At 67.1% G+C, this 26,609-nt stretch carries 25 protein-coding genes; 22 read left to right on the top strand and 3 right to left on the bottom strand.

Annotated elements, in window-relative coordinates; translation table 11 throughout:
* Positions 1 to 254 precede the first annotated feature (254 nt).
* From IEV56_RS03790 to IEV56_RS03760, 7 genes are all read left to right on the top strand, one after another.
* Complete coding sequence (locus IEV56_RS03790) at positions 255 to 2,417, top strand: adenosylcobalamin-dependent ribonucleoside-diphosphate reductase (RefSeq protein ID WP_229730156.1); 2,163 nt, start codon at positions 255 to 257, stop codon at positions 2,415 to 2,417.
* 45 nt (positions 2,418 to 2,462) lie between these two features.
* On the top strand, positions 2,463 to 2,933 hold the full coding sequence (locus IEV56_RS03785; RefSeq protein WP_188447872.1) for a hypothetical protein: 471 nt from the start codon (positions 2,463 to 2,465) through the stop codon (positions 2,931 to 2,933).
* A 66-nt stretch (positions 2,934 to 2,999) separates the two neighbouring features.
* Positions 3,000 to 3,782 (top strand): TSCPD domain-containing protein, encoded by a 783-nt coding sequence (locus IEV56_RS03780; RefSeq protein ID WP_188447870.1) that lies wholly within the window; start codon positions 3,000 to 3,002, stop codon positions 3,780 to 3,782.
* Between the two features lie 97 nt (positions 3,783 to 3,879).
* Positions 3,880 to 4,584, top strand: coding sequence for a hypothetical protein (locus tag IEV56_RS03775; protein WP_188447868.1), 705 nt, complete (start codon positions 3,880 to 3,882; stop codon positions 4,582 to 4,584).
* A 108-nt stretch (positions 4,585 to 4,692) separates the two neighbouring features.
* The gene (locus IEV56_RS03770; protein ID WP_188447866.1) at positions 4,693 to 5,280 is read left to right on the top strand and encodes a hypothetical protein; all 588 of its coding nucleotides are present in this window, start codon (positions 4,693 to 4,695) and stop codon (positions 5,278 to 5,280) included.
* A 36-nt stretch (positions 5,281 to 5,316) separates the two neighbouring features.
* Positions 5,317 to 6,114, top strand: a complete 798-nt coding sequence (locus IEV56_RS03765; protein WP_188447864.1) for a PhzF family phenazine biosynthesis protein — start codon at positions 5,317 to 5,319, stop codon at positions 6,112 to 6,114.
* 74 nt (positions 6,115 to 6,188) lie between these two features.
* Complete coding sequence (locus IEV56_RS03760; protein ID WP_188447862.1) at positions 6,189 to 6,956, top strand: class I SAM-dependent methyltransferase; 768 nt, start codon at positions 6,189 to 6,191, stop codon at positions 6,954 to 6,956.
* Between the two features lie 7 nt (positions 6,957 to 6,963).
* Here IEV56_RS03760 and IEV56_RS03755 read toward each other — a convergent pair whose 3' ends face one another.
* On the bottom strand, positions 6,964 to 8,040 hold the full coding sequence (locus IEV56_RS03755) for a fatty acid desaturase family protein (protein WP_188447860.1): 1,077 nt from the start codon (positions 8,038 to 8,040) through the stop codon (positions 6,964 to 6,966).
* Complete coding sequence (locus IEV56_RS03750) at positions 8,037 to 9,110, bottom strand: ferredoxin reductase (protein ID WP_188447858.1); 1,074 nt, start codon at positions 9,108 to 9,110, stop codon at positions 8,037 to 8,039. The genes IEV56_RS03755 and IEV56_RS03750 overlap by 4 nt, the downstream gene beginning before the upstream one ends.
* Positions 9,111 to 9,226: 116 nt before the next feature.
* On the opposite strand from IEV56_RS03750, the gene fabR reads away from it, so the two are divergent.
* The 10 genes from fabR (at position 9,227) to IEV56_RS03700 (ending at position 21,505) form a co-directional block, all read left to right on the top strand.
* Entirely contained in the window at positions 9,227 to 9,883 is a 657-nt protein-coding gene (gene fabR, locus IEV56_RS03745) for an HTH-type transcriptional repressor FabR (RefSeq protein WP_229730155.1), read from the top strand.
* Between the two features lie 43 nt (positions 9,884 to 9,926).
* Positions 9,927 to 10,649, top strand: a complete 723-nt coding sequence (locus IEV56_RS03740; RefSeq protein WP_188447856.1) for an HAD family hydrolase — start codon at positions 9,927 to 9,929, stop codon at positions 10,647 to 10,649.
* Positions 10,650 to 10,656: 7 nt separating this feature from the next.
* Positions 10,657 to 11,478, top strand: a complete 822-nt coding sequence (locus tag IEV56_RS03735; RefSeq protein WP_188447855.1) for a DUF3025 domain-containing protein — start codon at positions 10,657 to 10,659, stop codon at positions 11,476 to 11,478.
* Positions 11,479 to 11,519: 41 nt separating this feature from the next.
* Positions 11,520 to 13,265 (top strand): autotransporter assembly complex protein TamA, encoded by a 1,746-nt coding sequence (locus tag IEV56_RS03730; protein WP_188447853.1) that lies wholly within the window; start codon positions 11,520 to 11,522, stop codon positions 13,263 to 13,265.
* Positions 13,266 to 13,267: 2 nt separating this feature from the next.
* Entirely contained in the window at positions 13,268 to 16,993 is a 3,726-nt protein-coding gene (locus tag IEV56_RS03725; protein ID WP_188447851.1) for a translocation/assembly module TamB domain-containing protein, read from the top strand.
* Between the two features lie 10 nt (positions 16,994 to 17,003).
* Positions 17,004 to 17,990, top strand: a complete 987-nt coding sequence (dusA, locus tag IEV56_RS03720; protein ID WP_188447849.1) for a tRNA dihydrouridine(20/20a) synthase DusA — start codon at positions 17,004 to 17,006, stop codon at positions 17,988 to 17,990.
* Positions 17,987 to 18,895 carry an arginine deiminase-related protein gene (locus IEV56_RS03715; protein WP_229730154.1) on the top strand — a complete coding sequence of 303 codons (909 nt, stop codon included), beginning with the start codon at positions 17,987 to 17,989 and terminating at the stop codon, positions 18,893 to 18,895. Before dusA ends, IEV56_RS03715 begins: the two co-directional genes overlap by 4 nt.
* An 82-nt stretch (positions 18,896 to 18,977) precedes the next feature.
* The gene (locus tag IEV56_RS03710) at positions 18,978 to 19,367 is read left to right on the top strand and encodes a hypothetical protein (protein WP_188447847.1); all 390 of its coding nucleotides are present in this window, start codon (positions 18,978 to 18,980) and stop codon (positions 19,365 to 19,367) included.
* A gap of 40 nt (positions 19,368 to 19,407) precedes the next feature.
* The gene (locus IEV56_RS03705; RefSeq protein ID WP_188447845.1) at positions 19,408 to 20,088 is read left to right on the top strand and encodes a response regulator transcription factor; all 681 of its coding nucleotides are present in this window, start codon (positions 19,408 to 19,410) and stop codon (positions 20,086 to 20,088) included.
* Positions 20,089 to 20,104: 16 nt separating this feature from the next.
* Positions 20,105 to 21,505 carry an ATP-binding protein gene (locus IEV56_RS03700; RefSeq protein ID WP_188447842.1) on the top strand — a complete coding sequence of 467 codons (1,401 nt, stop codon included), beginning with the start codon at positions 20,105 to 20,107 and terminating at the stop codon, positions 21,503 to 21,505.
* On the opposite strand, the gene IEV56_RS03695 is transcribed toward IEV56_RS03700, so the two are convergent.
* On the bottom strand, positions 21,502 to 21,708 hold the full coding sequence (locus IEV56_RS03695; RefSeq protein ID WP_188447840.1) for a hypothetical protein: 207 nt from the start codon (positions 21,706 to 21,708) through the stop codon (positions 21,502 to 21,504). The two genes, IEV56_RS03700 and IEV56_RS03695, sit on opposite strands and share 4 nt — an antisense overlap.
* A gap of 131 nt (positions 21,709 to 21,839) precedes the next feature.
* On the opposite strand from IEV56_RS03695, the gene IEV56_RS03690 reads away from it, so the two are divergent.
* From IEV56_RS03690 to IEV56_RS03670, 5 genes are read left to right on the top strand one after another with little or no spacing between them, the layout of a single operon-like run.
* The gene (locus IEV56_RS03690) at positions 21,840 to 23,660 is read left to right on the top strand and encodes a DegV family protein (protein ID WP_188447838.1); all 1,821 of its coding nucleotides are present in this window, start codon (positions 21,840 to 21,842) and stop codon (positions 23,658 to 23,660) included.
* The gene (plsY, locus tag IEV56_RS03685) at positions 23,657 to 24,283 is read left to right on the top strand and encodes a glycerol-3-phosphate 1-O-acyltransferase PlsY (protein WP_188447836.1); all 627 of its coding nucleotides are present in this window, start codon (positions 23,657 to 23,659) and stop codon (positions 24,281 to 24,283) included. The genes IEV56_RS03690 and plsY overlap by 4 nt, the downstream gene beginning before the upstream one ends.
* The gene (locus IEV56_RS03680; protein ID WP_188447834.1) at positions 24,276 to 25,247 is read left to right on the top strand and encodes a biotin--[acetyl-CoA-carboxylase] ligase; all 972 of its coding nucleotides are present in this window, start codon (positions 24,276 to 24,278) and stop codon (positions 25,245 to 25,247) included. The genes plsY and IEV56_RS03680 overlap by 8 nt, the downstream gene beginning before the upstream one ends.
* Positions 25,240 to 25,971: a type III pantothenate kinase gene (locus IEV56_RS03675; protein ID WP_188447832.1), complete on the top strand. Its 732-nt coding sequence runs from the start codon at positions 25,240 to 25,242 to the stop codon at positions 25,969 to 25,971. The genes IEV56_RS03680 and IEV56_RS03675 overlap by 8 nt, the downstream gene beginning before the upstream one ends.
* Positions 25,968 to 26,588 (top strand): hypothetical protein, encoded by a 621-nt coding sequence (locus IEV56_RS03670; RefSeq protein ID WP_188447830.1) that lies wholly within the window; start codon positions 25,968 to 25,970, stop codon positions 26,586 to 26,588. Before IEV56_RS03675 ends, IEV56_RS03670 begins: the two co-directional genes overlap by 4 nt.
* Positions 26,589 to 26,609: the final 21 nt, after the last annotated feature.

Genomic DNA, 26,609 nt, shown 5'->3' with positions numbered 1-26,609 from the left:
TATAGCAAGCACGAAAAATTCCCGGATTCACGCCCGGTTCCACGCCTGTAAAACCAGTCTATCCGGCTGTTTATTAAAGCAATATGAATTGACACGGGGTGACAATTTTCCGGTTGACAGGCCTCCGACAGGTGTTTAATGTACGCAGAGGAAACACAACATCTTGTGTTTTTAAAACGATAAACCCCAATATGTAGTACGGGGCGGCACAGATGTGCTGGAATCCATCGAATTATCAGGGAGATAAGCAACTCATGAGTACACCCCGCCTGGAAGCCGTTCCCGCAAGCGTGCCCGCCCCGAACACCGACGCCTTGCCGCTGCAGCCGGCCTCCTTGGACATCTGGGACAAGAAGTACCGCCTGAAGGCGAAGAACGGCACCCCGGTCGACCTGACCATCGACGACACCTACCGCCGCGTCGCCAAGGCGCTGTCGGACGCCGAGCCGGACGCCGAGCGTCAGGCCTATTGGAACGAGCGCTTCCTGTGGGCGCTTCGCCGCGGGGCGATTCCCGCCGGCCGCATCACCTCCAACGCCGGCGCGCTGGAACACAAGCCGGCCACCAGCACCATCAACTGCACCGTGTCCGGCACCATCCCCGATTCGATGGACGGCATCCTGGACAAGGTGCATGAAGCCGGCCTGACCCTGAAGGCCGGTTGCGGCATCGGCTACGAATTCTCCACCCTGCGTCCGCGCGGCGCGTACGTGTCCGGCGCCGGCGCGCACACCTCCGGCCCGCTGTCGTTCATGGATATCTACGACAAGATGTGCTTCACCGTGTCCTCGGCCGGCGGCCGCCGCGGCGCGCAGATGGGCACCTTCGACGTCTCGCACCCGGACGTCAAGGAATTCATCGGCGCCAAGCGCGAGGACGGCCGACTGCGCCAGTTCAACCTCAGCCTGCTGATCACCGACGGCTTCATGGACGCGGTGGCCAAGGACGCCGACTGGCCGCTGGTGTTCCCGGTCAGCGTCAAGGAGCAGGGCGACATCGACCTGAACGATGCCGCCAAGGTGGTCTGGCGCGACTGGCCGGTGACCGCCGGCTACGTCACCCGCGACGACGGCCTGGTGGCCTGCAAGATCTACGGCCATATCCGCGCCCGCCAGCTGTGGAACCGGATCATGGCCTCGACCTACGATTTCGCCGAGCCCGGCTTCATCCTGATCGACCGCGTCAACGAGATGAACAACAACTGGTGGTGCGAGAACATCCGCGCCACCAACCCCTGCGGCGAGCAGCCGTTGCCGCCGTACGGCGCCTGCCTGCTGGGTTCGGTCAACCTGACCCTGTTCGTGCGCCATCCGTTCACCGACCAGGCCGCGTTCGACTGGGACGAATACAAGGAAGTGGTGCGTGTGTTCACCCGCATGCTCGACAACGTGGTCGAGATCAACGGCCTGCCGCTGGAGCAGCAGCGCAACGAAATCATGCGCAAGCGCCGCCACGGCATGGGCTTTTTGGGCCTGGGCAGCACGCTGACCATGTTGCGCATGAAATACGGTTCCGAGCAGAGTCTGGAATTCACCGAGCAGGTCTCGCGCGAGATGGCGCTGGCCGGCTGGGAAGTAGGCTTGGCGCTGGCCGAAGAGAAGGGCCCGGCGCCGATCATGGACGAGGACTTCAAGGTCACCGCCGAGATGCTGCGCAAACGTCCGGAAATGAAGGCCGACGGCTGGAAGGTCGGCCAGAAGATCAAGGGCCGCGTGCTGCACGCCAAGTACTCGCGCTACATGCAGCGCGTGGCCACGGTGGCGCCGGAACTGGTGGCGCAGCTGGCCGAGAAGGGCTCGCGCTTCACCCACCACAGCTCGATCGCGCCGACCGGCACCATCTCGCTGTCGCTGGCCAACAACGCCTCCAACGGCATCGAACCGAGCTTCGCGCACCACTACAGCCGCAACGTGATCCGCGAAGGCAAGAAGTCCAAGGAAAAAGTGGAAGTCTACAGCTACGAGCTGTTGGCCTACCGCGAGCTGGTCAACGCCAAGGCGATGCCCTACAGCGCCGATCCGGAAGCCGCGTTGCCGGAGTACTTCGTGGCCGCCGACGACATCTCGCCGAAGGAGCACGTCGACATCCAGGCCGCCTCGCAGAAGTGGATCGACTCCTCGATCTCGAAGACCGCCAACGTGCCGACCAACTATCCGTACGAGGACTTCAAGGACATCTACACCTACGCCCACCAGCAGGGCCTGAAGGGCTGCACCACGTTCCGCTTCAACCCGGCCGCCTTCCAGGGCGTGCTGGTCAAGGAGTCCGACCTGGAGAACACCACCTACCGCTTCGAGCTCGAGGACGGTTCCGTGGTCGAGGTCAAGGGCAACGAGGAAATCGAATACGACGGCGAGATGCACACCGCCGCCAACCTGTTCGACGCCCTGAAAGAAGGTTACTACGGCAAGTTCTGAGCGGTTCCACGGCAAGTTCCTAGAATCCCGACGGGGGGTGATGCGATGGCAACGAAGAAGTCCGGAAGTGCGGTGCAGGGTGCGGTGAAGAAGGTGCAGGCGGAGGCCAAAAAAGCCGCCGCCGCGATCGGCCGCAAGGCCGCGCCGGTGGTCAAACAGGCCATCGCCAAGGCCGAGCGTTCCGACGCCGCCAAGGCGGTGAAGCAGGCCATCGCCAAGGCCGAGCGTTCCGATGCCGGCAAGGCGGTCAAGCAGGCGATCACCCAGGCCGAGCGTTCCGCGGCGGCCAAGGCGGTCAAGAACGCCATCGCGTCGGTGAAGGCCAAGCTCGAGAAGAAAGCCGCCGCGGCCAAGAAGGCACCAGCCAAGAAAGCGGCGGCCAAGAAAGCCACCGTGAAAAAGGCCGCGGCCAAGAAGGCGCCCGCCAAAAAACCGGCAGCCAAGAAAGCCGTCAGCAAGAAACCGGCGGCGAAGAAAGCCGCCAAGAAATCGGCGAAGAAGTCCGCCGGCAAGTAATCCGCGCCGCGCGGCTCCGGCCGCGCGCGCCGTCCGAATCACGAATACCCAGGAGTCAGAGCAGTAATGGCCATCAAAATTACAAAAAAAATCAAATCCTACAGCGTGCAGAAGCCCGAAGACAAAGCCGCCGCCGAAACCGCGGCCGCCGCCCCGGTGAGCGCCGCGCCGGCCGTGCTGGGCGCCGAGATCATCCACATGCACGAGAAGGTCGAGCGCCCGGAATCGCTGGTCGGCGCCACCTACAAGATCAAGTCGCCGCTGGTGGAGCACGCCATGTACGTGACCATCAACGACATCGTGCTCAACCCGGGCACCGACCACGAGCTGCGCCGCCCGTTCGAGGTGTTCATCAACTCCAAGAACATGGACCACTTCCAGTGGGTGGTCGCCATCACCCGCATCATGAGCGCCGTGTTCCGCAAGGGCGGCGACGTGACCTTCCTGGTGGAGGAGATGAAGGCGGTGTTCGACCCGCGCGGCGGCTACTTCAAGGCCGGCGGCGTGTACATGCCTTCCATCGTGGCCGAGATCGGCTCGGTGGTGGAGGAGCACCTGAAATCCATCGGCATGATCGTGGATCCGGAGCTCAGCGACGCGCAGCGCGCGCTGATCGCCGAAAAACGTGCGGCCTACGAGAACCGCACTAAAAAAAAAGCAGTCTCTCCTGAGGGCGACCTCGCCGTGGATGCCGGGCGCTCCAGCGCCGACGAGGCGGCATCGCAGTCCGGCGAGGGAGCCTCTTTTCCTCCCACCGCCACCATGTGCCACAAGTGCAGCACCAAGGCGCTCGTGCTGATGGACGGCTGCCAGACCTGTCTGAACTGCGGTTACAGCAAATGCGGCTGAGCCGTCCTTGCTGACCGGAAAGCCGCCTTCGGGCGGCTTTTTGTTTTAATGGCATACTGTGCCTGATTCCATCCATACGACAAACCGGGGAAATTCCATGCGCCATCCGTTCCGACTTCTCGCCGCCGTCGCCCTGCTGGCGTACTCCACCTTCGCCTCCGCCGACCAGGTCGTTCCGCTCGACGTGGGCGGCAAGCAGGTCAAGGTCTCCGTGCCGAACGGCTACATACGCACCAGTCTGACGGTGCGTCCGTTGTACGACATCACCGCCGCCGCGCTGCCGGAAAGCAACCGCCTGGTGGAATACTTCATCGCCGAAAGCGACTACCGCGACATGCTGGCTGGCAAGGCCGATAAACTGCGCCGACCGGGTTTCCAGGTGCAGGTCATGCGTTCGATCGAGAACGCCGAGATCAGCGCCGCGGACTGGCAGGCCGGCCGCGTCGAGATCGCCAAGACCATGGGCCTGCTGGACACCAACGAGCTGATCAAGGCCGACAGCGCCAAGGCCAACGAGCGTCTCAGCGAGGTCGCCGGCTCCCAGATGGAAGTGAACTATGGCGAAATCGGCAAGCCGCAGGTGTACGGCAACGACCCCGGTTCGCTGCGCTTCACCCTGCGCGTGCCGATGAGCGTGCAGACCGCGGATGGCGTCCAGCAGGCGGTGATTTCCTGCGTCGGCGCGGTCACCGTGCTGAACGGCCGCCTGGTGTTCCTGTACGCCTACGGCGACGAGAAGCAGCTGCCGGAACTGCGCGTCGCGCTCGACCGTTTCGTGGACGGCAGCCGCGCCCTGCTGTGATTCCGCCGGCGCTGGACGGCCGTGCCGGCGCTTGCTAAAGTTGCCTCGACCGCCCCGGCATGCCGGGGCTTTTTCATCCGATAACATCTCAGGGGATTTATGCGCTCCATGCTCCGTGCCTTCTCCGCCGCCGCCCTGCTGCTGTGCGCCGGCCTCGCCGCCGCCCAGGAAACCGGCAAGCTCACCGTCGACATCGCCGCCTTCAACAGCGAAATCGAGCTCAAGCCCAAGATCAAGGCGCAGCTGGAATCCGGCGGCCTGGAGTGGGGCGCGAAGGACGGCCTGGTGGTGTTCACCATGGTCAACAAGCGCTTCATCAACTTCGATATCCCCAACTTCACCCGCTACGGCACGCAGCAGACCGTCGAACTGCCGGCCGGCGACTACAAGATCACCGGCATCGGCCTGATCCCGAGCACGGCGTTCTCGCCGGAGAAGATCCTCAATAAGGGCGCCTATTTCAACGAGGGCATCATGGCGTTCCGCATCGAGCCGGGCCAGACCGTGACCTTGAAGGTCAATCCGGTGATCCGCAAGAACGCCACCTTCTTCATCAACTACTTCATGCCGGAAATCCTGGTCGCCGTCGAGCAGAACGGCCAGACCGGCGCCGAAACCAGCGTGGTCGCCAAGACCGATGCGTCCACGCCGTGGGCCGGCTACACCGGTCCGCTGAAGTTCACGCCGGTCAAATAAGCCGATTTCGGCGGCGGCCGCGTTCCGGGGGGAACCATGAACTACGCGATGTACATCGTCGACGCCTTCGCCGACAAGCCGTTCACCGGCAATCCGGCGGCGGTGGTGCCTTTGGTGGAATGGCTGCCGGACGCGCTGATGCAGTCCATCGCGGCCGAGAACAATCTGTCGGAAACCGCGTTCCTGGTTCACCAGGCCGACGGTCGCTTCCACATCCGCTGGTTCTCGCCGATCAGCGAAATCCCGTTCTGCGGCCATGCCACGCTGGCCAGCGCCTTCGTGCTGATGCACGAGCTGGGGCGCGCGCAGCCGTTGGTGTTCCATGCCAAGGCGGTCGGCGACATCACCGTCACCGAATCCGGCGACGGCCTGATCGGCATGCGTTTCCCGAACCGCGCGCCGCAGCCGGTGGCCGACCCGCCGGCCGATCTGCTGGCCGGCCTGGGCGCTGCGCCGGCGGAAGTCTGGGCCAACGAGCAGGCCTGGATCGCAGTGTATGAAAGCGCCGCGCAGGTGCGCGCATTGCGGCCCGACGCCGCCTTGCTGACCCGCGTGGCGCCGCGCGACGTGTGCGTGACTGCGGCCGGCGACGCCGACGGCGTCGATTTCGTCTCGCGCTATTTCTGGCCGGCCAATGGCGGCTACGAGGATCCGGTGACCGGTTCCATTCATGCCGGCTTGATGCCGTTCTGGGCCGCGCGTCTGGGCCGGATGCACCTTACCGCCCAACAGGTCTCGGCCCGCACCGGCCTGCTGTATTGCGCGCTCGACGCCGAGGGCGTGTCGGTTTCCGGCCGCGCCCGGCGCTATCTGAAGGGCATCGTGTCGCTCTGAGCCGGCCAATGACTTCCGGCAGATGCCGGCATGGCGTGATGTCCGTATGCTGTGCGAAATTCCGGAGTCCTGCCATGCCCAACGTCTCTTCGTTCCTGACCGGCGCCCTCGTGCTGCTGGCACTGTCCCAGCCGGTGGCCGCCGGCGCCAATGGCCGCATCGCCGATGCGTTGAATGATCCGGCGCGCAGCGCCGCCGACCGCGAGCGCGACCTGCGCGAGAAACCGCAGCAGGTGCTGGCCTTGGCCGGTTTCGAGCGCGGCATGACCGTGGCCGACGTATTCGGCGGCGGCGGGTATTACAGCGAAATCCTGGCCGGCGTGGTCGGCAGGAAGGGCAAGGTGCTGCTGCTCAACAACGCGCCATATGAGCGCTTCGTGCAACGTTCGTTCGAGACGCGCCTGGCCGACGGCCGGTTGCCGAACGTGGAGTACCGGTTGATTGCAAACGACGACCTCGGCCTGGAGCCGGCCAGTCTGGACGGCGCGCTGATCAATCTGTCGCTGCATGATCTGTATTACGCCGATCCCGAACACGGTTGGCCGGCCATCAACGACCGGGTGTTCCTCGGCCAGCTGGTGGCCGCGCTCAAGCCCGGCGCGCATCTGCTGGTGGTCGACCATTCGGCCAAGGACGGCACGGGCACGCAGGACACCAAAAGCCTGCACCGCATCGAGGAGAAGTTCGTCATCACCGAATTGCGGCGCTACGGCCTGGAATGGACCGCGGCGATTCCGGTGCTGCGCAATCCGGCTGATGACCGCAGCCTGAGCGCCTTCGATCCGGCCATCCGCGGCCGCACCGACCGCTTCGTGCACCTGTACCGCAAACCGGGCGACTGAGCGAGGCTCAGGCCGCCGGTGCGGCCTGCCGCTTCGACGGGAAGGCGTGGCGCAGGATGCGCCACATCACGCTGCCGTACTGCTTCCAGAAGCCGCCGGTGTTGTAATGCACGCCGTATTTTTCGCAGATCGCGCGCACCTTCGGCGCGATTTCGGCGTAGCGCCGCGCCGGCATGTCCGGGAACAGGTGGTGCTCGATCTGGTGGCTGAGGTTGCCGGTCAGCATGTGGAACCAGCGGCCGCCTTCCAGGTTGCTGGAACCCAAGATCTGCCGCAGATACCAGCCGCCGCGGCATTCGTCGCGGGTCTCGCGGATGGTGAACAGTTGGGCGTCGGCGGTGAAGTGGCCGCAGAAGATCACCGCGTTGGTCCAGACGTTGCGGATGCCGTTGGCGATCAGATTGCCGAGCAGCACGCGCGGGAACTGCCAGAACGCCAGCGCCGGGAACAGCACGTAGTCCTTGAACACCTGCGAGCCGGCCTTCTTCAGGAACGGCTTGGCCAGCACGCGCATGCGCCGGGTGCTGACCCGGCCCTTCAGCCAGCGGCCCAGCTTCAGGTCCTGGATGGCGATGCCCCACTGGAAGTTGGCGGCCAGCATCAGGTAGCTCAGCGGCTGGATCAGGTAGGACGGCTTCCAGCGCTGCTTCGGGTCGAGGCGGAACATGCCGTAGCCGTAGTCCTCGTCCTTGCCCAGGATGTTGGTGTGGTTGTGGTGCTCGATGTTGTGCGCCTTGCGCCAGTTCTCGGGCGCGCAGGCCATGTCCCAGGAATAGGTGCGCGAATGCAGGCTGGGGTCGTTCATCCAGTCGTACTGGCCGTGCAGGATGTTGTGCCCGAGCTCCATGTTCTCCAGGATCTTGGCGTGCGCCAGCGCGGCGATGCCGGCGATCCAGCTGACCGGACCGACACCGAACATCAGCAGGCCGCGGCCGGCGATGGCACTGCCCTGCACGGCGGCGCGCACGCGGCGGATGTAGCGCGCGTCGGTTTCGCCGAGGTCGGCCAAGGTGTCGGCGCGCAGTTGGTCGAGCTCCTGGCGGAAGGCGTCCAGCTGTTCAGGGCTGAGGTCGGGTCGGTTCACGGGGTCATCTCCAGATGCAGGTCGCTGACCGGGGTCGAGACGCAGAGCTGGATCCACTCGTCGCCGTCGCCGGACAGGGTGTCGGTCAATTGGTTGTGTACGGTGCCGCCGAGCTTGCGGCAGGTGCAGGTCATGCAGATGCCGCGCCGGCAGCCGTGCGCCGGGTTCAGGCCCTGCCGTTCGGCCGCCTCCAACAGGTTCTGGCCGTTGCGGGCGGTGAATGCGGCTTGGCCGTCGGCGCCGAATACGCGGTATTCCGGCGCATCCGGGCGGATCTCGGTCTTGAAGGCCTGGAAGTGCTCCTGTTTCAGGCGTGCCGAGAGGCCGTGCGCGCGGTAGTGGCCGGCGATGTCGGCCATGAAGCCTTCCGGCCCGCACAGCAGGGTGTCGCGTTCGGCGTAATCCGGCACCAGCGCCGCCAAGTCGTCGGTGTGCAGGCGGCCGTCGCGGGCGCTGAAGCGGCTATGTACACGCAGTTCCGGCCATCGGTGAACGAGTGTTTGCAGTTCTTCCCGGAAAATCCAGTCGGACGCATGCCGGCAGCTGTGCACCAGCACCACGTCCGGACGCTTGCCGCGGCCGGCCCAGTCCTGCAGCATCGCCATCATCGGGGTGATGCCGCTGCCGGCCGAGAGCAGCAACACGCCGCGCTCCGGTTCCGGCAGGGTGAACTCACCCATGGCTTGGCCGATGGTCACCACGTCGCCGGCCTTCAGTTCCGCGGCGGCCTTGGATACGCTGCCGTCGTGCTTGATGCGGATGGTCAGGCGCAGGCTGCCGTCGCGTGCGGGGGCCTTGGAAAGACTGAAGCTGCGTGATTTCAGCACGCCGTTGCAGGGCAGGGTCAGGCTCAGGTATTGGCCGGGCACGAAGCCCTTGAACCGGCCGTTCGGCTTCAGGTGCAGGCTGACCGCATCGGCGCACTCGCGCACCACCGATAGCACGCGGGCGCGGACTTCAGTCAGCGACCAGGTCCGGTTGGCGAGCTGCAGCACGCGGTTCCAGGCCTCGACGTCGTTCAGCGGCTTCAGCCAGGGGATTTGCCAGAATGCGGCGGTGGAGGCAGTCATGTCGTTGCGGGAATTATAAGTGAACACATGTTCACTAAAATACCCGAGAAAGTCAATTTCGCGTTGCGCCGGGGCCGGCGGTGTTTATACTGGGTTCACTCCTTGGGAACGCCGACGTGTCCAGCCATCCGCCCGCCCTCACCGCGTCCGGCAACCGCCGCGACGCCCGCAAGCAGCACACGCGCCAGCAGTTGATGCAGGCGGCGCTGACGCTGGTCGGCCAGGGCCGGGGCTTCACCTCGCTCAGCCTGCGCGAGGTGACCCGCGAGATCGGCGTGGTGCCGGCCTCGTTCTACCGCCATTTCAAGGACATGGACGAGCTCGGCCTGGCGCTGGTGGAGGAGGGCGGCGTGACCCTGCGCCGGTTGCTGCGCGAAGCGCGCCGCAGCGGTTTTCCGCCCAAGGACATGCTGCACAACTCGGTGCTGGTCTATAAGCGCTACCTGGAGCAGAACCGGCTGATGTTCGCGTTCATCGTCGGCGAACGCAGCGGCGGCTCGCCGGTGATCCGCAAGGCCATCCGCCGCGAGGAGGAGCATTTCGTGCACGAGATGGCGCACGACATGCGCGAGCTCGGCACCGTGCCCGGCCTGTCCGGCCAGACCATCGAGCTGATCTGCAGCCTGGTGGTCAGCACCATGCTGAACGCCGCCACCGACATCCTCGACCTGCCGGCCGGCCGGCAGCAGGACGAACGCGAGCTGGTCGAACATTTCGTGCAGCAGCTGCGGCTGATCTTCCTCGGCGCCCGCCTGTGGCGCGAACCGGGCTGAGCCGGCGCGCTACAATACGCCGACACGAACCGAGGGCAAGGCCATGCTGAAACTGGTGGGATTCGACGCCGACGACACGCTCTGGCACAGCGAAGGCTTCTACCGCGAGGTGCATGCCCACTTCGAGCGCATTCTCGGCCATTACCTCGACCTGGACAACGCCAACGTGCACGATCGCCTGCTCGAGGTCGAGCGCGTCAACATCAAGGTGTTCGGCTACGGCGCCAAGGGCATGACCCTGTCGATGCTGGAGACCGCCATCGCCTTGACCGGCGAGCGCATCAGCGCCCGCCACCTGCACGAGATCATGAATCTGGGCAAGGAGGTGCTGTCGCACCCGGTCGAGCTGCTGGACGGCATCGCGCCGGCGGTGGCCGAGGTCGCCCGCGAGCACCAGGTGGTGCTGATCACCAAGGGTGATCTGTTCCATCAGGAAAGCAAGGTCGCCAAGTCCGGCCTGTCGGAGCTGTTCGGCCGCATCGAGATCGTGTCCGAGAAGGATCCCGCCACCTACCGGCGCGTGCTGTCCGAGTTCGGCCTGGCGCCGGAGCAGTTCCTGATGGTCGGCAATTCCCTGCGTTCGGACATCGCGCCGGTGCTGCACATCGGCGGTTCCGCCGTGCACATGCCGTATCCGCTGACTTGGGCGCTCGAGCACCACGACGATTTCGTCGGCGATCCCGAGCGCATGCGCACGGTGGCCGCGCCGGCGGAGATTCCGGCGGCGGTGCAGGCCCTGGCGCTGAACGCCGCCCGCCGGCACTGAGCGCCGCATGCGTTATCGGGCGCCCGCACGCGCCGAGGTACCGGCGTCGCTGTTCGCGCATCCGGCCTTCGACGGATTGACCGAGACCCAACGCGGTCTCTGCGTCCAGCCGCACTGGCCCGGCATCGACGACCTGAACGCGCTATGGTCGGCGCCGCTGTCGGATGCCGGCGTGCGCCTGCGTTTCACGGCGCAGGAAACGCTCGATGACGGCCTGCATTACGAGCGCCGAATCCATGACCACGGCCTGATCGCGACCCGCGGCGACAATTGGCACGACCTGTTCAATGCCTTCGTCTGGATGCGCTTCCCGGCGCTGAAGGCCGCATTGAACCGGCGCCAGGTCGAAGATCTGGCGCGCGTCGGCGCCAGCCGACGCACCCGCGGCCAAAGCGCGATGACCCATTTCGACGAAGCCGGCGCGATTGTCCGACTGGATGATGAACGCCTGCTGTCGGCCTGGGACGCGCACGACTGGCCGACGCTGTTCCGTGGCTGGCAGGCGGCCGAGCGCCGCGGCGCGTTGCAATGCTGGGTGTTCGGTCACGCGCTGATGGAACACGCGTTGACGCCGGCCATCGCCCTGGTGGCCAAGGCGCTGGTGATTGCGCATCCGGCGCCGATGGACGCGGCGCAGCTGGATGCGTTGTTGGCGGCGCATGTGAGCGCCGGCTTGTGTCTGAACGATCCGCAGGAACTGCGCCCGATTCCGCTCAGTGGCGTGCCGGGTTGGCATCCCGAACACGGTCACCCGGATTTTTTCCAGCGCCTGCCGTGCTTCCGGCCGAAACGGGAAGGCCGCCTGTACCCCGCGCCGATCCGGCCGTGAACGCGCTTGCCGTTGGCGCGCAACGGCCCGTAAAATGCGGTATGCGGCCGCTCATCCTCCTTCTGCTCGGACTCTGCGCCTTTCCCGCGCAGGCCACGCAATTGCTGCCGATGCGGATCAACGGCCTCGATCCGCTGCTGGAGGCGCATGTGCGCGCCGCCATCGCATTGCCAGAGGCTGGCGACAAGGCGGTCGAGATCAGCGAGGGGCGCTTGGCCTATTACGTCGGCAACATCAACCGGCAGGTGGAAGATAGCCTGGAGCCGCTGGGCTATTACGGCGCTAAGGTCAGCAGCCGGCTGGAACGCGAGGGCGAGGCCGTGCGTCTGGTGCTGGACGTGGCGCCCGGTTCGCCGGTGACCGTGCGCCAACGCAACCTGCGCATGGACGGCGCGGCCGGCGGCGATCGCTTCATCGGCTTCTGGCTGGAGGGCTTCGAGCCAGCCGAGGGCCAGCCGTTCGTGCACGGCATCTACGAGGACAACAAGGCCGCCATCGGCCAAGCCCTGCTCGACCGCGGCTATTTCGACCAACGCAACACCGTGCACGCGGTGCGCGTGACCCGCGCCGCCGGCGCCGCCGACATCGACCTGGCCTGGGACAGCGGTCCGCGTTACCGCTACGGCGCGGTGCGTTTCGAAGGCCACGGCTTCGAGCCCGGCCTGCTCGACAAGCTGGTCGATTTCGAGCGCGGCAAGCCGTATTCGCAGCCGCAGATCAACCGCCTGCAGGAGTCGCTCGGCAAGCTGGATTACTTCAGCTCGATTCAGATCGTGCCGGAGTTGTCGGCCAAGCAGGACGGCGAAGTGCCGATCCTGGTCAACCTGACCCGCGCCCAGCGCACCAACCAGCACGCCAGCGCGCGTTTCGGCACCAAGACCGGCTTCGGCGTCGAGTACGGCGTCGAGCGGCGCTGGATCAACCGCCGCGGCCACAAGCTGGACGCCAACGCCGCCTGGGCGCAGAACGAGCAGAGTTTCACCACGCTGTACCGCATCCCGGCCTTCCAGTGGCTGGACGGCTGGTACGGCATCGGCCTGGTCGCGCGCAACGAGGAATACACCGGTTCCAACAGCCGCTATCTGGAGGCGGTGTTCAGCCGCAGCGGCCAGATCCGCAAGTGGGAGCTGCTGGCCAGCGTCAACGTCCGCCGCGAGCGTTTCGACGAATTCATTCCCGACGTCGACCAGAACGTGCCGTTCGACCTGTACACCTCGGTGCTGTATCCGGAGTTCAATGCGGTCTGGCGCGACAGCGACGATCCCAACTACCCGCGCGACGGCCGCGCCTGGCACTACCAGCTGCGCACCGGCTACGAGTTCAGCGAATCCAAGTCGCCGTTCGTGCAGGCCGGCGTCAAGCACAAACGCGTGCTCGGCCTGGATAACGGCAACCGCTTGCTGCTGCGCGCCGAACTGGGCGCGATCTGGACGCCGGATTACGCGCTGTTCCCGCCGTCGCTGCGCTACTACGCCGGCGGCGACCAGAGCGTGCGCGGCTACGGCTACAAGGAAATCGGCCAGTACATCGGTAGCTACAACTTCGGCGGCCGCTATCTCGCGGTGGCCAGCGCCGAATACGAGTATCGGCTGAATCCCGAGTGGGCGGTGGCCGGCTTCATCGACGTCGGCGACGCCTTCGACCGCAAGCCCAGCGCCCATCTCGGCATCGGCGCCGGCGCGCGCTGGCGCTCGCCGATCGGACCGGTGCGCTTCGACCTGGCCTACGGCTTCGACGGGCCCAAGCCCGGCATCGGCATCCACTTCGCCATCGGGCCCGACCTGTGAACGTGCGTCGCCTCCTGCGTTGGCTGTGGTTGCCGCTGCTCCTGCTGCTGGCGTGCGTCATGCTCTTGCAATGGCTGCTGCGCACCGAATCCGGCCGCGATTTCGCGCTGGCGCGACTGCAAGGGCAGTTGCCGGCCGGCGCCAGCCTGAGCTGGCAGCGGGTCGACGGCCGCATCCTCGACGGCCTGCGTTTCGAACGCATCCGCTACCGCGACGCCACGCAGCGCTTCGAGGCCGGCAGTCTGGAGATCCGTGCCGCGCTCAGCCCGCTGCTGGTGCGCAACCTCAACATCGAGCTGCTGCGCGCCCGGCGCGTGCGCCTCCATCTGGCCAAGGACGATACGCCGTTTGAGTTCCCGCGTTGGCCGGACAGCCTGCCGGCGCTCGATTTGCCGCTCGGCGTGCGGGTCGACAGCCTGCAGGTTTCCGATTTGCAGCTGTTCGAACAGGACACGCCGCTGTATGCGCTGAAGTCGGTCACCGGCGGCTTCGATCTGCAGCCCGGCCATCTGCGCATTCCCGGCCTGCAGGCGGTGTCCGAACACGGCCTGATCGAGTTCCAAGGCCATTACCGGCCGAACCGCCAGTACGACACGGCGCTGTCCGGACGCGTGCGCCTGGATACCGGCGACACGCCGCAATCGCTGCGCCTGCGCGCCGACGGCAACGCCACGCGCTTCCGCCTGGCGCTGGACGGCGCGATGCCGGAACCGGCCCGATTGGAATGGCAACTCACCGAGCGCGACGGCAAGCCGTTCTGGTTCCTCAGCGCCAGCACCGAAGCGTTCGAGCCGCGTCGGCTCGGCTTCGTCGACGACAGCGTGTACCGCGCGCAGTTGGCGGCCTCCGGCGGCAGCGGCCATGCCCAGGTCGCCGGCGAGCTCAGCCGCGACGGGCAGACGCTGGTGATCGAGCCCTCGCGCATCGCGCGCGCCGAGGGGCGCATCGTGTTGGAGGAACTGCAGCTGCTGTTCGGCGGCGGCCGTTTCCGCGCCACCGGCAGCTTCGCCGACAGCGGCGATTTCGCCAGCGACGGCATCACGCTGCAGGTGCGCGATTATCCATTACCGTTGGCCGACGGCGAAGCCGGCGGCACGCCGGTCAAACTCAGCGGCGAGGCGCAGTGGTCCGGCAGTCTCGCGAAGTGGCAGGTGCGCGGCGATGCGCGCTTGGCTCGCGCCGCCGAGAGCGCGAAAGTCCGTTTCCAAGGCACGGGTGGCAAGTCCTCGGCCGAGTTGCCGACGCTGACGGTGGAAACCGCGCAAGGCGGCTTGAACGGGCGCCTGAAAGCGGTCTGGTCGCCGCGTCTGGAGTTCGCGTTCGAGGGCGGCCTGCGCCGTTTCGATCCAGGTTATTTCCATGCCGCATTCCCCGGCGCGGTCGATGCCGACATCCAGGCTTCGGCCATCGGCGAGACCGGCAAGGACTGGCGTGGCGCATTGCGCATCGACCGGCTCGGCGGCAGCCTGCGCGGCCGCGCCTTGACCGGCAAGGCCGATCTGCGCTTTACCGGCATGGCCGTGGACGGCGAAGCCGACCTGGGCATCGGCGGCTCGCGCTTGCGTCTGAAAGGCGAGGGCGGCGCGCGGATCCGGGTCGATGCCGCGTTGCAGCCGCTGGTGCTCGACGATTTGCATCCCGACTGGCGCGGCCGCATCGAGGGCACGGCGCATCTGGAAGGCGATCCGCGCCTGCCGGATTACCGGGTCGATCTGCGCGGTAGCGGATTGTCGGCGTTCGGTTATCGCATCGGCGCGCTGCGCCTGCAGGGCGACACCGTGACCGGCGCGCTGACAGTGCTCGAGGCCGACGAGCTGGCGTTCGACGGCCAGACGCTGCAGTCGCTGCGTGCCGAGATGCGTGGTCGCCCGGCCGATGCCGGTCTGCGCGTGATGGCGCGCGCCGGTACCTATGCCTTGGACGCCGACGGCCGTTTGCAGTGGTCGGAAACCGAACCGCGCGTGGCGCTGCAGAGCGTGCGATTGAATGGCGACGCGTTCGGCCAATGGCAGTTGGCTGCGCCGATGCAGTTGCGCTTCCCGGCGGCGGGTTACGCTTTCAGCCCGTTCTGCTTGGCCAATGCATCCGGCAGCGCGCGCCTGTGCGCGCAGGACATGGGCGGCCGCATCGCCTTGGACGGCCGGGATTTCCCGTTGGTCCTACTCGAACCCTGGCTCAACAACGCCGGCCGGGAGTTCACCTACCGTGGCATGGCCTCCCTGACCGGTGAATTGCCCAAGGATTTCGCGCTGGCCGCCGGCGGTTTCGCCGAGCTGCGCGTGCCCAGCCTCGGCATCGGCGTCAAATCCGGCAACGGCGCCGACGTGGCGCGCCTGGACGATGTGCGCGTGGACGCCGAATGGCTCGGCCGGCGTTTCAACGGCCGGATCAGCGCGCGCTTGCCGCAGGACGGCTTCATCGACGGCGAATTGGCCGCCGGTTTCGAGGACGCCTCGCCGCTGTCCGGCAAATTGCGCTTGCAGGTCAATCGCCTGGATTGGCTGGAACTGTTCTCGCTCGATCTGGCCCAGCCGACCGGCCGCATTGCCGGCGAGGTCACGGTGGCCGGCACGCGCGCCGAACCGCTGATCAACGGCGCCTACCGCCTGCAGGATTTCAGCGTGCAGATTCCCGCGCTTGGTTTGAAATTGAGCGACGGCCAGATTACCGCTACCAGCCGCGACAACCTGGCGATGCTGGTCAAGGGCTCGATCCGTTCCGGCGAGGGCCGCTTGACGGTGACCGGCGTCTGGGACCCGGCCGACCAATTGCCGCAGCCGATCGACCTGCGTCTGCGCGGCCGCGGCATCGACCTGGCCGACACGCCCGACCTGCAGCTGACCGCCGACACCGACCTGTTGCTCGGTTACACCGGCGGCGTGTACAGCCTGGCCGGCGACATCGCGCTGACCGAAGGTCTGGTCAATCTGGAGAAGATCAGCACCGGCGTCACCGTGTCCGCCGACGTGACGGTGGTCGATCCAGTGCCGGAGAAGACCGCTGCCGACCTGCTCAAGCTCGGCCTGAAACTTCAGGTCAGTGCCAGCGATAAGGTGCGCGTCACCGGCTACGGACTGGACGGCACGGTCAGCGGCAAGGTCGCGGTGAACAGTCCGCACGACGCGCCGACCCGGCTGACCGGCACCCTCAACCTGGGCGGCCGTTACGCCGCCTACGGTCAGGCGCTGCAGATCAAGCGCGGCAACATCGCCTACAACAACAGCCCGGTGTACGAGCCGCGCCTGGACGTATTGACCGAGCGCGTGATCGAGGACGCCAACATCACCGTCGGCCTGGAGATCACCGGCCTGGCCTCGCGGCCGCGCACGCGCGTGGTGTCCAATCCGGCCATGTCCGATTCCGACGCGCTGTCCTGGCTGCTGTTCGGGCGTCCGATCACCCAGGTCAGCGCCGGCCAGGCCAACTCCATCAACGCCCGCTCGATGGCGCTGAACGCCGGTGGCTCGGTGCTGGTCGGCACGCTCGGCCGGCAGATCGGCCTGGACCAGGCCTCGATCAGCGATTCGCGCGCGCTCGGCGGCTCGACACTGACTATCGGCAAGCAGCTGTCGCCCAAGTTCTTCGTCAGCTACGGCGTGTCGCTGCTCGGCATCGGTCAGGTCATCACGCTGAAGTACCTGCTGCAGAAAGGCCTCGACATCACCGTCGAATCCGAACAATCCGACCAGCGCGAGCAGACTTCGGCCGCGCTCAACTGGCGCAAATGAACCATACCGCATGACCGATTATCCGAATTCCATCCGCCTGTCCGTCGCCCCGATGATGGACTGGACAGATAGCCATTGCCGCGTGTTCCACCGCATCCTGGCGCCGCAGGCGCGCCTGTACACCGAGATGGTGCACGCCCGCGCGGTGATCCAGGGCGACCGCCCGCGCCTGCTCGGCTTCGACGCCAGCGAACATCCGGTGGCCTTGCAGCTGGGCGGCAGCGATCCGGCGCATCTGGCCGAAGCCTGCCGCATCGCCGAAGGCTTCGGTTACGACGAAATCAACCTCAACGTCGGCTGTCCGTCCGACCGCGTGCAGGCCGGCCGCTTCGGCGCTTGCCTGATGAAGGAGCCGGCGCTGGTGGCCGAATGCGTGGCCGCCATGCGCGGCGCCACCCGATTGCCGGTGACGGTGAAGTGCCGGCTCGGCGTGGACGAACACGAGGACTACGGTTATTTCCGCGCCTTCATCGATGCCGTGGCCGCCGCCGGCTGCCGGGAGTTCATCGTGCATGCGCGCAAGGCCTGGCTGAACGGCCTGAGCCCGAAGGAGAACCGCGAGATTCCGCCGCTGCGTTACGACTGGGCGTACCGGCTGAAGGCCGAGCGTCCGGACCTGCGCATCGTGCTCAACGGCGGACTCACCGAAACCGCGCAGTGCGATGAGGCCCTCCGGCATGTCGACGGCGTGATGATCGGCCGCGCCGCCTACCATGAGCCGTACCGCCTGCACCAGATGCAGTGCGCGCTGTTCGGTACCCCCGAAGCCGACCGCGAATCGCTGCTGCGGCGGATGGAGCCGTATGTGCGGGCGCAGTTGCAGCGCGGCGTGGCGCTCAAGCACATCAGCAAATGCCTGCTCGGCCTGTACCATGGCCAACCCGGCGGCCGCTTGTTCCGGCAAGTACTCAGCCAGGAGGCGCCGTTGCCCGGCGCCGATTGGTCGGTGATCGAAAAGGCGCTGGCCGCCACCCGCATCGGCGGAGATCGCATGTGATCACCCGCGACATCGATTCTTTCATCGCGCTGGCTGCCGGCTTGCCGGTCGTCGCGCCGACCTGCGCCCGCGCGGTGTTCATGGTCTCGCCCGATGGCTTCCGCCTGGCCGAACAATCGGCCCGCGACAACCGCTACATGGCGATGGGCGAGGCGGTGGACGAAGCCTGCGCCCTGGCCGAACACCGGGCGTTGCAGGCGGCGGTGCGCCGGGTATTGCCGGTCACCGTGTTTCCGGGCGATGCCGCCACGCCGGACGCGGTGTTCCCCAACAACGTGTTCGCCACCGCGCCCGGCCGCTACCTCGTCGGCCACATGCGGCACGCGGTACGCCGGCGCGAAGCCGAACGCGCCGATATCCGCGCCTATTTCAAGCAAACGCTTGAGCGGCGCGAAATCGACCTCAGCCTTCAGCCGGGCGTCTGCGAGCTGACCGGTTCGCTGGTGATCGACCGCGCCCGCGGTATCGGCTTCTGCGGCTTGAGCGAGCGCTGCGACGAGACCGGCGCGCGCGCGATGCACGAGGCCTTCGGCCTGAACGTCACCTTGCTGTTCGACCTGGCTGACGGCGAATACCACACCAATGTCGTGCTCAGCGTGCTGGCCTCGCGCGCCGTGGCCGTCGCGTCTTCCGGCTTCGCCGATGCGCGCGTGCCGGAAGCCGTCGCCGCGCTGTACGGCGGCCAGGCGCTGCGGCTGGACGCCCGGCAGAAGGCCGAATACGCCGGCAACTGCATCACCCTGGCCGAGGACGCGCTGTTCCTCAGCCAGCGCGCCCATGACAGCTTGGATGCCGGGCAACGCGGGCAGCTGGCGGATTGGGGCTTCACCCTGCACGTGGTGCCGATGCCGATGCTGGAAAAGGCCGGCGGCTCCCTGCGCTGCTGTGTCGGCGAGGTGTTTTGAGGCCGATTCAGAGGGAATTCATAGGCTCCATGCCACACTAACTTTTATTTAACTAGCGGCCGGTTTGCATTACCATACGCCCATGAAGATCCGCCTGATCATTCTGTTGTCGTTCGGTGCCGGCCTGTATGCCGCCGGCACGGGGGCGACGCCGACGCGTCCTGCCGCAGCCCGGCAGGCGCAACCGGCGGCACAGACCCAGGCGCCGCCCGTGCGCAATGCCCCGAACGCCAAGACCTCCTTCGGCAGTTCTTCCAGCCGGCGGCCGGTCACCCTCGGTCAGGTCGAACGCCAGACCGGCGGCAAGGTCATCGGCGCGGTACCGGTCACCGTCGAAGGCCGCCAGCTCAATCAAATCAAGGTGCGCATGCCGAACGGCCGCATCGTCATCGATCGCCGTTTATTTGACGGCAATGGCCGTTCCGTGGACACTGTCAACGTCGACGATGCGGGTTCCGATCCGCGCCGGTGACGCTCTTTTCCCGTATCCGAACACCCGAGAGGTTTGAGCCATGCGCATCCTGTTAGTGGAAGACGAAGCCCCGCTCCGGGAGACCTTGGCCGCGCGCCTGAAGCGCGAAGGGTTCGCCGTGGATACCGCCAGCGACGGCGAAGAGGCCCTGTTCCACGGCCGCGAAGTGCCGTTCGACCTGGCGGTGATCGACCTCGGCCTGCCCAAGCTCTCGGGCATGGACGTGGTGCGCGGCCTGCGCGACGCCGGCCAGAAATTCCCGATCCTGATCCTGACCGCGCGTTCCAGCTGGCAGGACAAGGTCGAAGGCCTGAAGTACGGCGCCGACGATTACCTGGTCAAGCCGTTCCACGTGGAAGAACTGCTGGCGCGCATCAACGCGCTGCTGCGCCGCGCCGCCGGCTGGAGCAAGCCCTCGCTCGAGTGCGGCCCGGTCAAGCTCGATCTGGCGGCGCAGAAGGTCACCATCAATGATGCCCCGACCGACCTGACCAGCTACGAGTACAAGGTGCTGGAATACCTGATGCTGCACGCCGGCGAACTGGTGTCCAAAGCCGACCTGACCGAACACATCTACCAGCAGGATTTCGACCGCGATTCCAACGTGCTCGAAGTGTTCGTCGGCCGCCTGCGCAAGAAGCTCGACCCGGACGGCACGCTGAAGCCGATCGAGACCGTCCGCGGCCGCGGTTACCGCTTCGCCATCCCGCGCAACGAATAAGCCCGGCGCCCGCGCCATGTTCCCGATGCGCCGGGCCCTGTCGCTGCACGCGCGGCAACTGATCGCCGCCAGCCTCGGCCTGATCGCCTTCCTCGGCCTGACCGGGATGGCGCTCGACCAGGCTTTCCGCAACTCGCTGGTCGACAACATGGAGGCGCGCATGGCGCGCCACGCCGACGCCTATTGGAACAAGGTCGGCTTCGACCGGCGCGGGCGCCTGCTGCCGGCCGCGCTCGACAAGGCGCCCGACGCGCGCTTCAACGAATTCCGCAGCGGCCTGTACGCCCAGATCCAGGGCGAGGGCGTCAACTGGCAGTCGCAGTCGGTGGCGCTGTTCAGCCTGCCGGCGTTGCCGGCCCGCGAGGTCGGCGACGCGCCCGAATTCGACGGCCCGCTGCCGCTGCCGATCGGCGAAGACATCCGCATCAACGCCTACCGCTATACCGATACGCTCCGGTTCGAGACCAAGAGCGGCCCGCGGGTGCTGACCCTGCACATCTACGAAAGCGAAGAGGAGATATTCAAGCAGATCGCCGAATACCGGCGCACGCTGTGGGGCTATCTCGGCATCGCCGGCGTTCTGCTGGTGCTGGTGCAGATCGCCATCCTGCGCTGGAGCCTGCAGCCGCTGCGGGTTCTGGAGTCCGAGATGCAGGCGCTGCAGTCGGGCCGGCAGGCGCGCCTGGGCCGGCGCTATCCGACCGAGCTCGGCCCGATCGCCGGCAGCATCAACGCCCTGCTCGACAGCGAGCGCGGCAACCTGGAAATGAGCCGCAACACCTTGGCCGACCTGGCGCACAGCCTGAAGACGCCGCTGGCGGTGCTGCAGTCGCAGATCGACAACGGCGACGATCCGGCCCAGTTCAAGCGCGAGGTCTATACCCAGCTGCAACGCATGAACGACATCGTGTCCTACCAGCTGTCACGCGCCGCGCGCGCCGGACACGCGCTGTATTCGGCCCCGATCGACGTGCTGCCGCACGCCGAGAGCATCGTCGCCAGCCTGGAGAAGATCCACCGCGCCAAGGGCGTGTACTGCGAATTCGAGATCGACCCCAAATCGCAGTTTTCCGGCGAGGCCGGCGACCTGCAGGAGCTGCTCGGCAATTTCCTGGAGAACGCCTTCAAATGGGCCGCCCGCCGCGTGCTGTTGACCGTGCGTCCGGTATACGAGCCCGGCGCCAAGCGTCCGGGCCTGCACATCTGCGTCGAGGACGACGGCCCGGGCATCGCGCCGGAGGACATCGGCCGCATCCTGCAGCGCGGCGTGCGCGGCGACGAGCGCGTGCAGGGCCACGGCATCGGCATGGCCATCGTGCAGGACATCGTCAGGTCCTACCACGGCACGCTGTCGGTCGACCGTTCGCAGGAGCTCGGCGGCGCCCGCTTCGCGATCGATCTGCCCTGCCTGGCTTAGCGGAACATGCCGGGGATGACCCGGTGCCAGCGCGGCAGCCGGCTGCTCTTGGCTTTGGAGACCGCGGCGGTCGGGGGCGCGCCGGCGCCCGCCGCCGTGCTTTCGGCGTTCAATTTGAAGCGGACCGGGGCCTGCGGCGTGCCGCCGGTGGACAGCAGCAGGAATAGGGCGCATAGGGCGAACACGAGCAGCGGGGATTTCACGGCGCTTCCTTTCCGTTTCAGATGCCTAGTATAGATGCGCCGGAACCGAAAAAAGTTGCAAGAACCGGGGTGGTGCCTTAAAAATGGGTGTTTACCAAGAGCCCTGACAGGGGCCGGACGAAGAAAACCGGATGAATACATTGCCCATCGATCCCTGCGCGCCGCTGATCCGCGCCCCGATGTTGCGCCGTGCGCTGATTTCAGGCGCCCGTCGGGTCATCGCGCAACGGGATTTGCTCAATAAAATCAACGTATTCCCCGTCCCCGACGGCGATACCGGCAGCAACATGGCGTTCACCTTGGGCAACATCCTGACCGGCGCCCTGAGCCGCAAGGCGCACAGCACCGGCGAGCTGCTGCGACGGGTCAGCGAACACGCCATCGACGGCGCGCGCGGCAATTCCGGCGCCATCCTGGCCCAGTTCTTCACCGGCATCTCCGAGCGCATCGGGCCGGCCCGCGTGGCCAGCTTGGAGCAGATGGGGCAGGCCATCCGACACGGCGCCGATACCGCGCGCCAGGCCCTGTCCGAGCCGAAGGAAGGCACCATTCTCAGCGTCATCACCGCCTTCGCCGACGCCATCCAGCGCGACCCGGGCGGCTTCCACTTCAAGGGCTGGTTCGAGAGCGCCCTGCAGGATGCCCGCAAGGCACTGGCCAATACTCCGAACCAGCTGCCGGTGCTGCAGAAAGCCGGCGTGGTCGATGCCGGCGCGCAGGGTTTCGTCGATATGCTGGAAGGCGTGTATCAGTTCATCCTCGACGGCGACATCGACCTGGACGACGTGGCCGAGAACGATTGCGCCGATTTGGAGTTGTCGCAGGCGCATAGCGAATTGGCCGAAGGCGACCCCGAGCACCGCTGGTGCAGCGAGTGCCTGATTCTCGGCGACGGCCTGGACCGCAGCGGCCTGCGCGCCGCGGTCGGCGATTTGGGCGCGTCCTGCGTGGTGATCGCCGGTTCCAGTTCGCGCATCCGGCTGCACGCGCACGTGAGCGACCCGAAGACGCTGTTCGAGACCGCTTCCCGCTTCGGCCGCATCGAAGGCACCAAGGCCGACGACATGCAGGCGCAGGCGCGCACCGCCGCCGGCGACAAAGCGGTGGTGGTGATCACCGACAGCTCGGCCGACCTGCCGGCCAACATCGCCGAAACCCTGAACGTGCACAGCGTGCCGCTGCGGTTGAGCTTCGGCGAAACCGACTACCTGGACAAGGTCGGCCTGAGCACGGCCGAGTTCTACCGCAAGCTGCGTACCGAGCTGGTGCTGCCGAAGACCAGCCAACCCTCGCCCGGCGATTTCCGCCGGCAATTCGAGTTTCTGCTCTCGCACCATCCGCATGTGGTCTACGTCGGTCTGTCGCGCGCGGTCAGCGGTACCCTGCAGTCGGCCGAGACCGCGGCCAAGCGCGGCCATGCCGAACGCATCCACCTGTTCGACAGCGCCAACGCCGCCGGCGGCCAAGGCCTGCTGGTGATGGCGGCGGCGGAAGCGGCGCGTGCCGGGCAGACGCCGGAGCAGATTGTCGCCCTGCTGGAATCCCTGCGCCCGCTGACCCAGACCTGGGCCTGCACCGCCGACATCAACCATGCCGTGCGCGGCGGCCGCGTGCCGCGCTGGGCCGGCCCGATCGCCAATCTGCTCTGCCTGACCGCCATCGCCAAGGTCTCACCCGAAGGCCGACTGAAGGTCACCGGCGGCCTGTTCGGCAAGCGCGACATCCCGTGCCGTTACGCCGAGTACGTGGCCAAGCGCGTCGACCGCAGCAAGCGCTACCGCGTCATCATCGGCCACTGCGACGATCTGGCCGCGGGCCAGACGCTGCTCAAGGAATTCACCGCGCGCATCGAGTGCGAACAGGCCTGGTGCGTCGAGACCGGTCCGGCCGTGGGCGCCCATGCCGGCCCCGGGGCTTTGGTGATTTCGTTGCAACCGGTATTCGCGCCATGATCGCGATGTTCGCCGTGGTGCTGTCGGCGTACCTGCTCGGTTCGGTGTCGGGCAGCCTGCTGGTCGGCCGGTTCCGCGGCGTCGACATCCGCACCCAGGGCAGCGGCAACGCCGGCGGCACCAACGCCCTGCGCACGCAGGGTTGGCGTTTCGCACTCGGCGTGGTGCTGGTCGACGTCGGCAAGGGCATGCTCGCGGTCTGGTTGGCGCAGCGCCTGTTCCCGGCCGATGTCGCGGTCGCCTTCGGCGCCCTGTATGCGGCAGTGGTCGGCCACATCTGGCCGGTGTTCCACGAATTCCGCGGCGGCAAAGGCGCGGCCACCTTGGTCGGCGGCCTTATTCTGCTCTGGCCGCAGGCGCTGCTGCCGTTACTCGGCGTCTGGCTGCTGTGCCTGACGCTCACCGGCTATGTCGGCCTGTCCACCATCCTGGCCGCCATCAGTCTGGTGCTCAGCGCATGGTGGTTCGCCATGCCGCCGGTGTATTGGGCGTTCGCCGCGGTCGGTGCCGTATTATTGACCTACAGCCACCGCAGCAACCTGCAGCGCCTGCGCGCCGGTACCGAAAACCAGTTCGAGAAGGCGCGCGTGCTTGGCCGCCTGCTGACCGGACGCCGTGGATAACAGCGCCCTGGTGCAGGCCCTGCTGGACGGGCCGCAGACCGGCGTGGCCTTGGCCGAGCGCTTCGGCGTGACCCGCGCCGCGGTCTGGAAACGCATCGAGCAGCTGCGCGGCCTGGGTTTGGCGATCGAGGCGCGCGAGCAGCAGGGTTACGCCTTGACTATGCCGACGCCGTTGCTGGATGCCGCGCGCATCCGCGATTTGCTGGAACCCGCGATGCAGGCACAGATCGCCGACCTGCATGTCGTGTTCGAAACCGATTCCACCCAGCGTCCGGCCATGGCCCAGCCGGCGCCGGCCCACGGCATCGCCGTTTGGTTGGCCGAAACCCAGCGCGCCGGCCAAGGCCGCCGCGGCAAGGCCTGGGTGTCGCCGCCGTTGGCCAACATCTATTGCAGCGTCAACCGGCGTTTCGCCCTGCCGATGGCGGCGATGGCGGGCTTCCCGTTGGCCTGTGCGGTGATCCTGGCCGATGCGCTACGCGCGCAGGGCATCGACGGCCTCGGCGTGAAATGGCCGAACGACCTCTGGCTGCACGGGCGCAAATGCGCCGGTCTGCTGATCCAGCTGCGCGGCGAGGCGCAAGGCCCGTGCGAGGTCACGCTCGGTTTCGGCATCAACGTCAACATGCCGCCCGCCGCCGGCGCCGGCATCGACCAAGCGTGGACGGCGCTGGCGCAGCATCACGGCACGCTCGACCGCAACCGGCTGTTGGCGGGGCTGCTACCGGCATTGGCGGACGGCTTCGCGCGCTACGAGCGCGACGGTCTGGCCGGCTTCGCCGCGCGCTGGCAGGCGCTGGACGTATTGGCCGGCCAACCGGTGCGCATCCTGGCCGCCGAGGGCGGCATCGACGGCCGCGCGCTGGGCATCGATGCCGACGGCGCCTTGCGCGTCGCGTTGGAGGCCGGCGGCGAACGCCGTTTCCACAGCGGTGAAGTGAGCGTGCGGAGGATCGATGGCTGACATCCTGATCGACAGCGGCAACAGCCGTCTGAAATTGGCCCGGCGCGAACCGGTCGGCTGGCAACGCGTGGCCGCGCTGGATTTCGACGACGCGCACGCGCTCGAGCAGGCGCTGGCGGTGTTGGCCGCGCCGGATGTCGAGCGCGTGTTCCTGGCCTCGGTCAGCAAAGGCTGGCGCGCCGAACGCCTCGACTACCTGCTGTCCGGCTTGCGGGTGCCGGTGCATCCGATCGAAAGCATGGCCGAAATCGGCCGGCTGCGGGTGGCTTACGCGCAGCCGCGTCAGCTTGGCGTCGACCGCTTCCTGGCGCTGTTGGCGGCCAGCGACGACGCGCGCGACTGCCTGTTGCTGTCCTTCGGCTCGGCGCTGACGGTGGACGCCTTGGCCGCCGACGGCCGGCATCTGGGTGGCCTGATCGCGCCCAGTCCGGCGTTCCAATGGCAGGCGATGCGCGACCGGTTCCCCGGCCTGTTCGAGCGCCAGGGTGACGCCGGCCTGCTGGCCGACAATACCGCCGACGCGCTCGCCACCGGCATCCGGCACCAGTTGCTGGGCATGCTGCAGCGGGTGCTGGACGGCGCGTTCGGCGGCGCCGAGGTACCGGTGCTGGTCGGCGGCGGCGATGCCGGAATCTGGCTGCCGCAGTTGCCCGGCCGCGTCGAGGCCGCGCCGGATCTGGTTTTCCTCGGCATGCTGCGCTACATCGAGTTGAACGGCGCATGATCTGGCTGCGGCGTCTTTGCCTGCTGTTGCTGTTCGCCAACGTCGGCGCGTTGGTTTGGCACCTCCGGCACCGCGAACCGTCGGCCGCCGCGCTGTTGCCGGCGACCGAGCCGGGCACGCCGGGCCTGATCCTGCATCAGGAATACCTGCAGCTGGAACGTGGTCAGCGCCGTCTGCAGGCCGATGCCTGTTGGCGGCTCGGCCCGTTCCCCGACGAAGCCGCGATGCGCCGCGCCTGGCAGTCGCTGGAGTATGTCGCGCTCGATCTGCAGACGCGCCGCAGCGAGGCCGTGCGTGGCGCCGGCTACCGGCTGCGGGTGCCGCCGGCGGCCAACCGCGCCGACGCCGAACTGCTGCGCGAAAGCCTGCTCGCAGCCGGCTTCGATACGGCGCGCATCGACGCCGACCACGGCATCGATTTGGGCGTTTTCGCCGACTTGGTCTTGGCCGAGAGCCGCCAGCGCACCGCCCAGCAATTGGGCCTTGAGGTGCTGCTACGCGCCGAGCAGGCGCGCACGGCGCACTGGTGGATCGAGGCCAGCGTACGCAACGCCGCCGGATTCCGCCAGTGGCAGAGCGAGCAGACGCCGCCGGTCCCGGCCGAGCCCTGCGGTTGATCCGCTACGCAAAGCCGGAGC

This window comes from Arenimonas maotaiensis, assembly GCF_014638745.1.
Classification (GTDB): Bacteria; Pseudomonadota; Gammaproteobacteria; order Xanthomonadales; family Xanthomonadaceae; genus Arenimonas; species Arenimonas maotaiensis.
The sequence above is the reverse complement of the archived record's forward strand: the minus strand, read 5'-3'. Positions and strand labels throughout refer to the sequence as shown.

Bases quoted from the DNA above. Each gene is read 5' to 3' on its own strand.
- IEV56_RS03760 (WP_188447862.1), top strand. From the start codon at position 6,189: ATGCCCAACGTCTCTTCGTTCCTGACCGGCGCCCTCGTGCTGCTGGCA.
- IEV56_RS03765 (WP_188447864.1), top strand. From the start codon at position 5,317: ATGAACTACGCGATGTACATCGTCGACGCCTTCGCCGACAAGCCGTTC.
- IEV56_RS03785 (WP_188447872.1), top strand. From the start codon at position 2,463: ATGGCAACGAAGAAGTCCGGAAGTGCGGTGCAGGGTGCGGTGAAGAAG.
- IEV56_RS03705 (WP_188447845.1), top strand. From the start codon at position 19,408: ATGCGCATCCTGTTAGTGGAAGACGAAGCCCCGCTCCGGGAGACCTTG.
- IEV56_RS03710 (WP_188447847.1), top strand. From the start codon at position 18,978: ATGAAGATCCGCCTGATCATTCTGTTGTCGTTCGGTGCCGGCCTGTAT.
- IEV56_RS03670 (WP_188447830.1), top strand. From the start codon at position 25,968: ATGATCTGGCTGCGGCGTCTTTGCCTGCTGTTGCTGTTCGCCAACGTC.
- IEV56_RS03770 (WP_188447866.1), top strand. From the start codon at position 4,693: ATGCTCCGTGCCTTCTCCGCCGCCGCCCTGCTGCTGTGCGCCGGCCTC.
- IEV56_RS03690 (WP_188447838.1), top strand. From the start codon at position 21,840: ATGAATACATTGCCCATCGATCCCTGCGCGCCGCTGATCCGCGCCCCG.
- IEV56_RS03740 (WP_188447856.1), top strand. From the start codon at position 9,927: ATGCTGAAACTGGTGGGATTCGACGCCGACGACACGCTCTGGCACAGC.
- IEV56_RS03750 (WP_188447858.1), bottom strand. From the start codon at position 9,110: ATGACTGCCTCCACCGCCGCATTCTGGCAAATCCCCTGGCTGAAGCCG.
- IEV56_RS03730 (WP_188447853.1), top strand. From the start codon at position 11,520: ATGCGGCCGCTCATCCTCCTTCTGCTCGGACTCTGCGCCTTTCCCGCG.
- IEV56_RS03675 (WP_188447832.1), top strand. From the start codon at position 25,240: ATGGCTGACATCCTGATCGACAGCGGCAACAGCCGTCTGAAATTGGCC.
- IEV56_RS03790 (WP_229730156.1), top strand. From the start codon at position 255: ATGAGTACACCCCGCCTGGAAGCCGTTCCCGCAAGCGTGCCCGCCCCG.
- IEV56_RS03735 (WP_188447855.1), top strand. From the start codon at position 10,657: ATGCGTTATCGGGCGCCCGCACGCGCCGAGGTACCGGCGTCGCTGTTC.
- dusA (WP_188447849.1), top strand. From the start codon at position 17,004: ATGACCGATTATCCGAATTCCATCCGCCTGTCCGTCGCCCCGATGATG.
- plsY (WP_188447836.1), top strand. From the start codon at position 23,657: ATGATCGCGATGTTCGCCGTGGTGCTGTCGGCGTACCTGCTCGGTTCG.
- IEV56_RS03700 (WP_188447842.1), top strand. From the start codon at position 20,105: ATGTTCCCGATGCGCCGGGCCCTGTCGCTGCACGCGCGGCAACTGATC.
- IEV56_RS03780 (WP_188447870.1), top strand. From the start codon at position 3,000: ATGGCCATCAAAATTACAAAAAAAATCAAATCCTACAGCGTGCAGAAG.
- IEV56_RS03775 (WP_188447868.1), top strand. From the start codon at position 3,880: ATGCGCCATCCGTTCCGACTTCTCGCCGCCGTCGCCCTGCTGGCGTAC.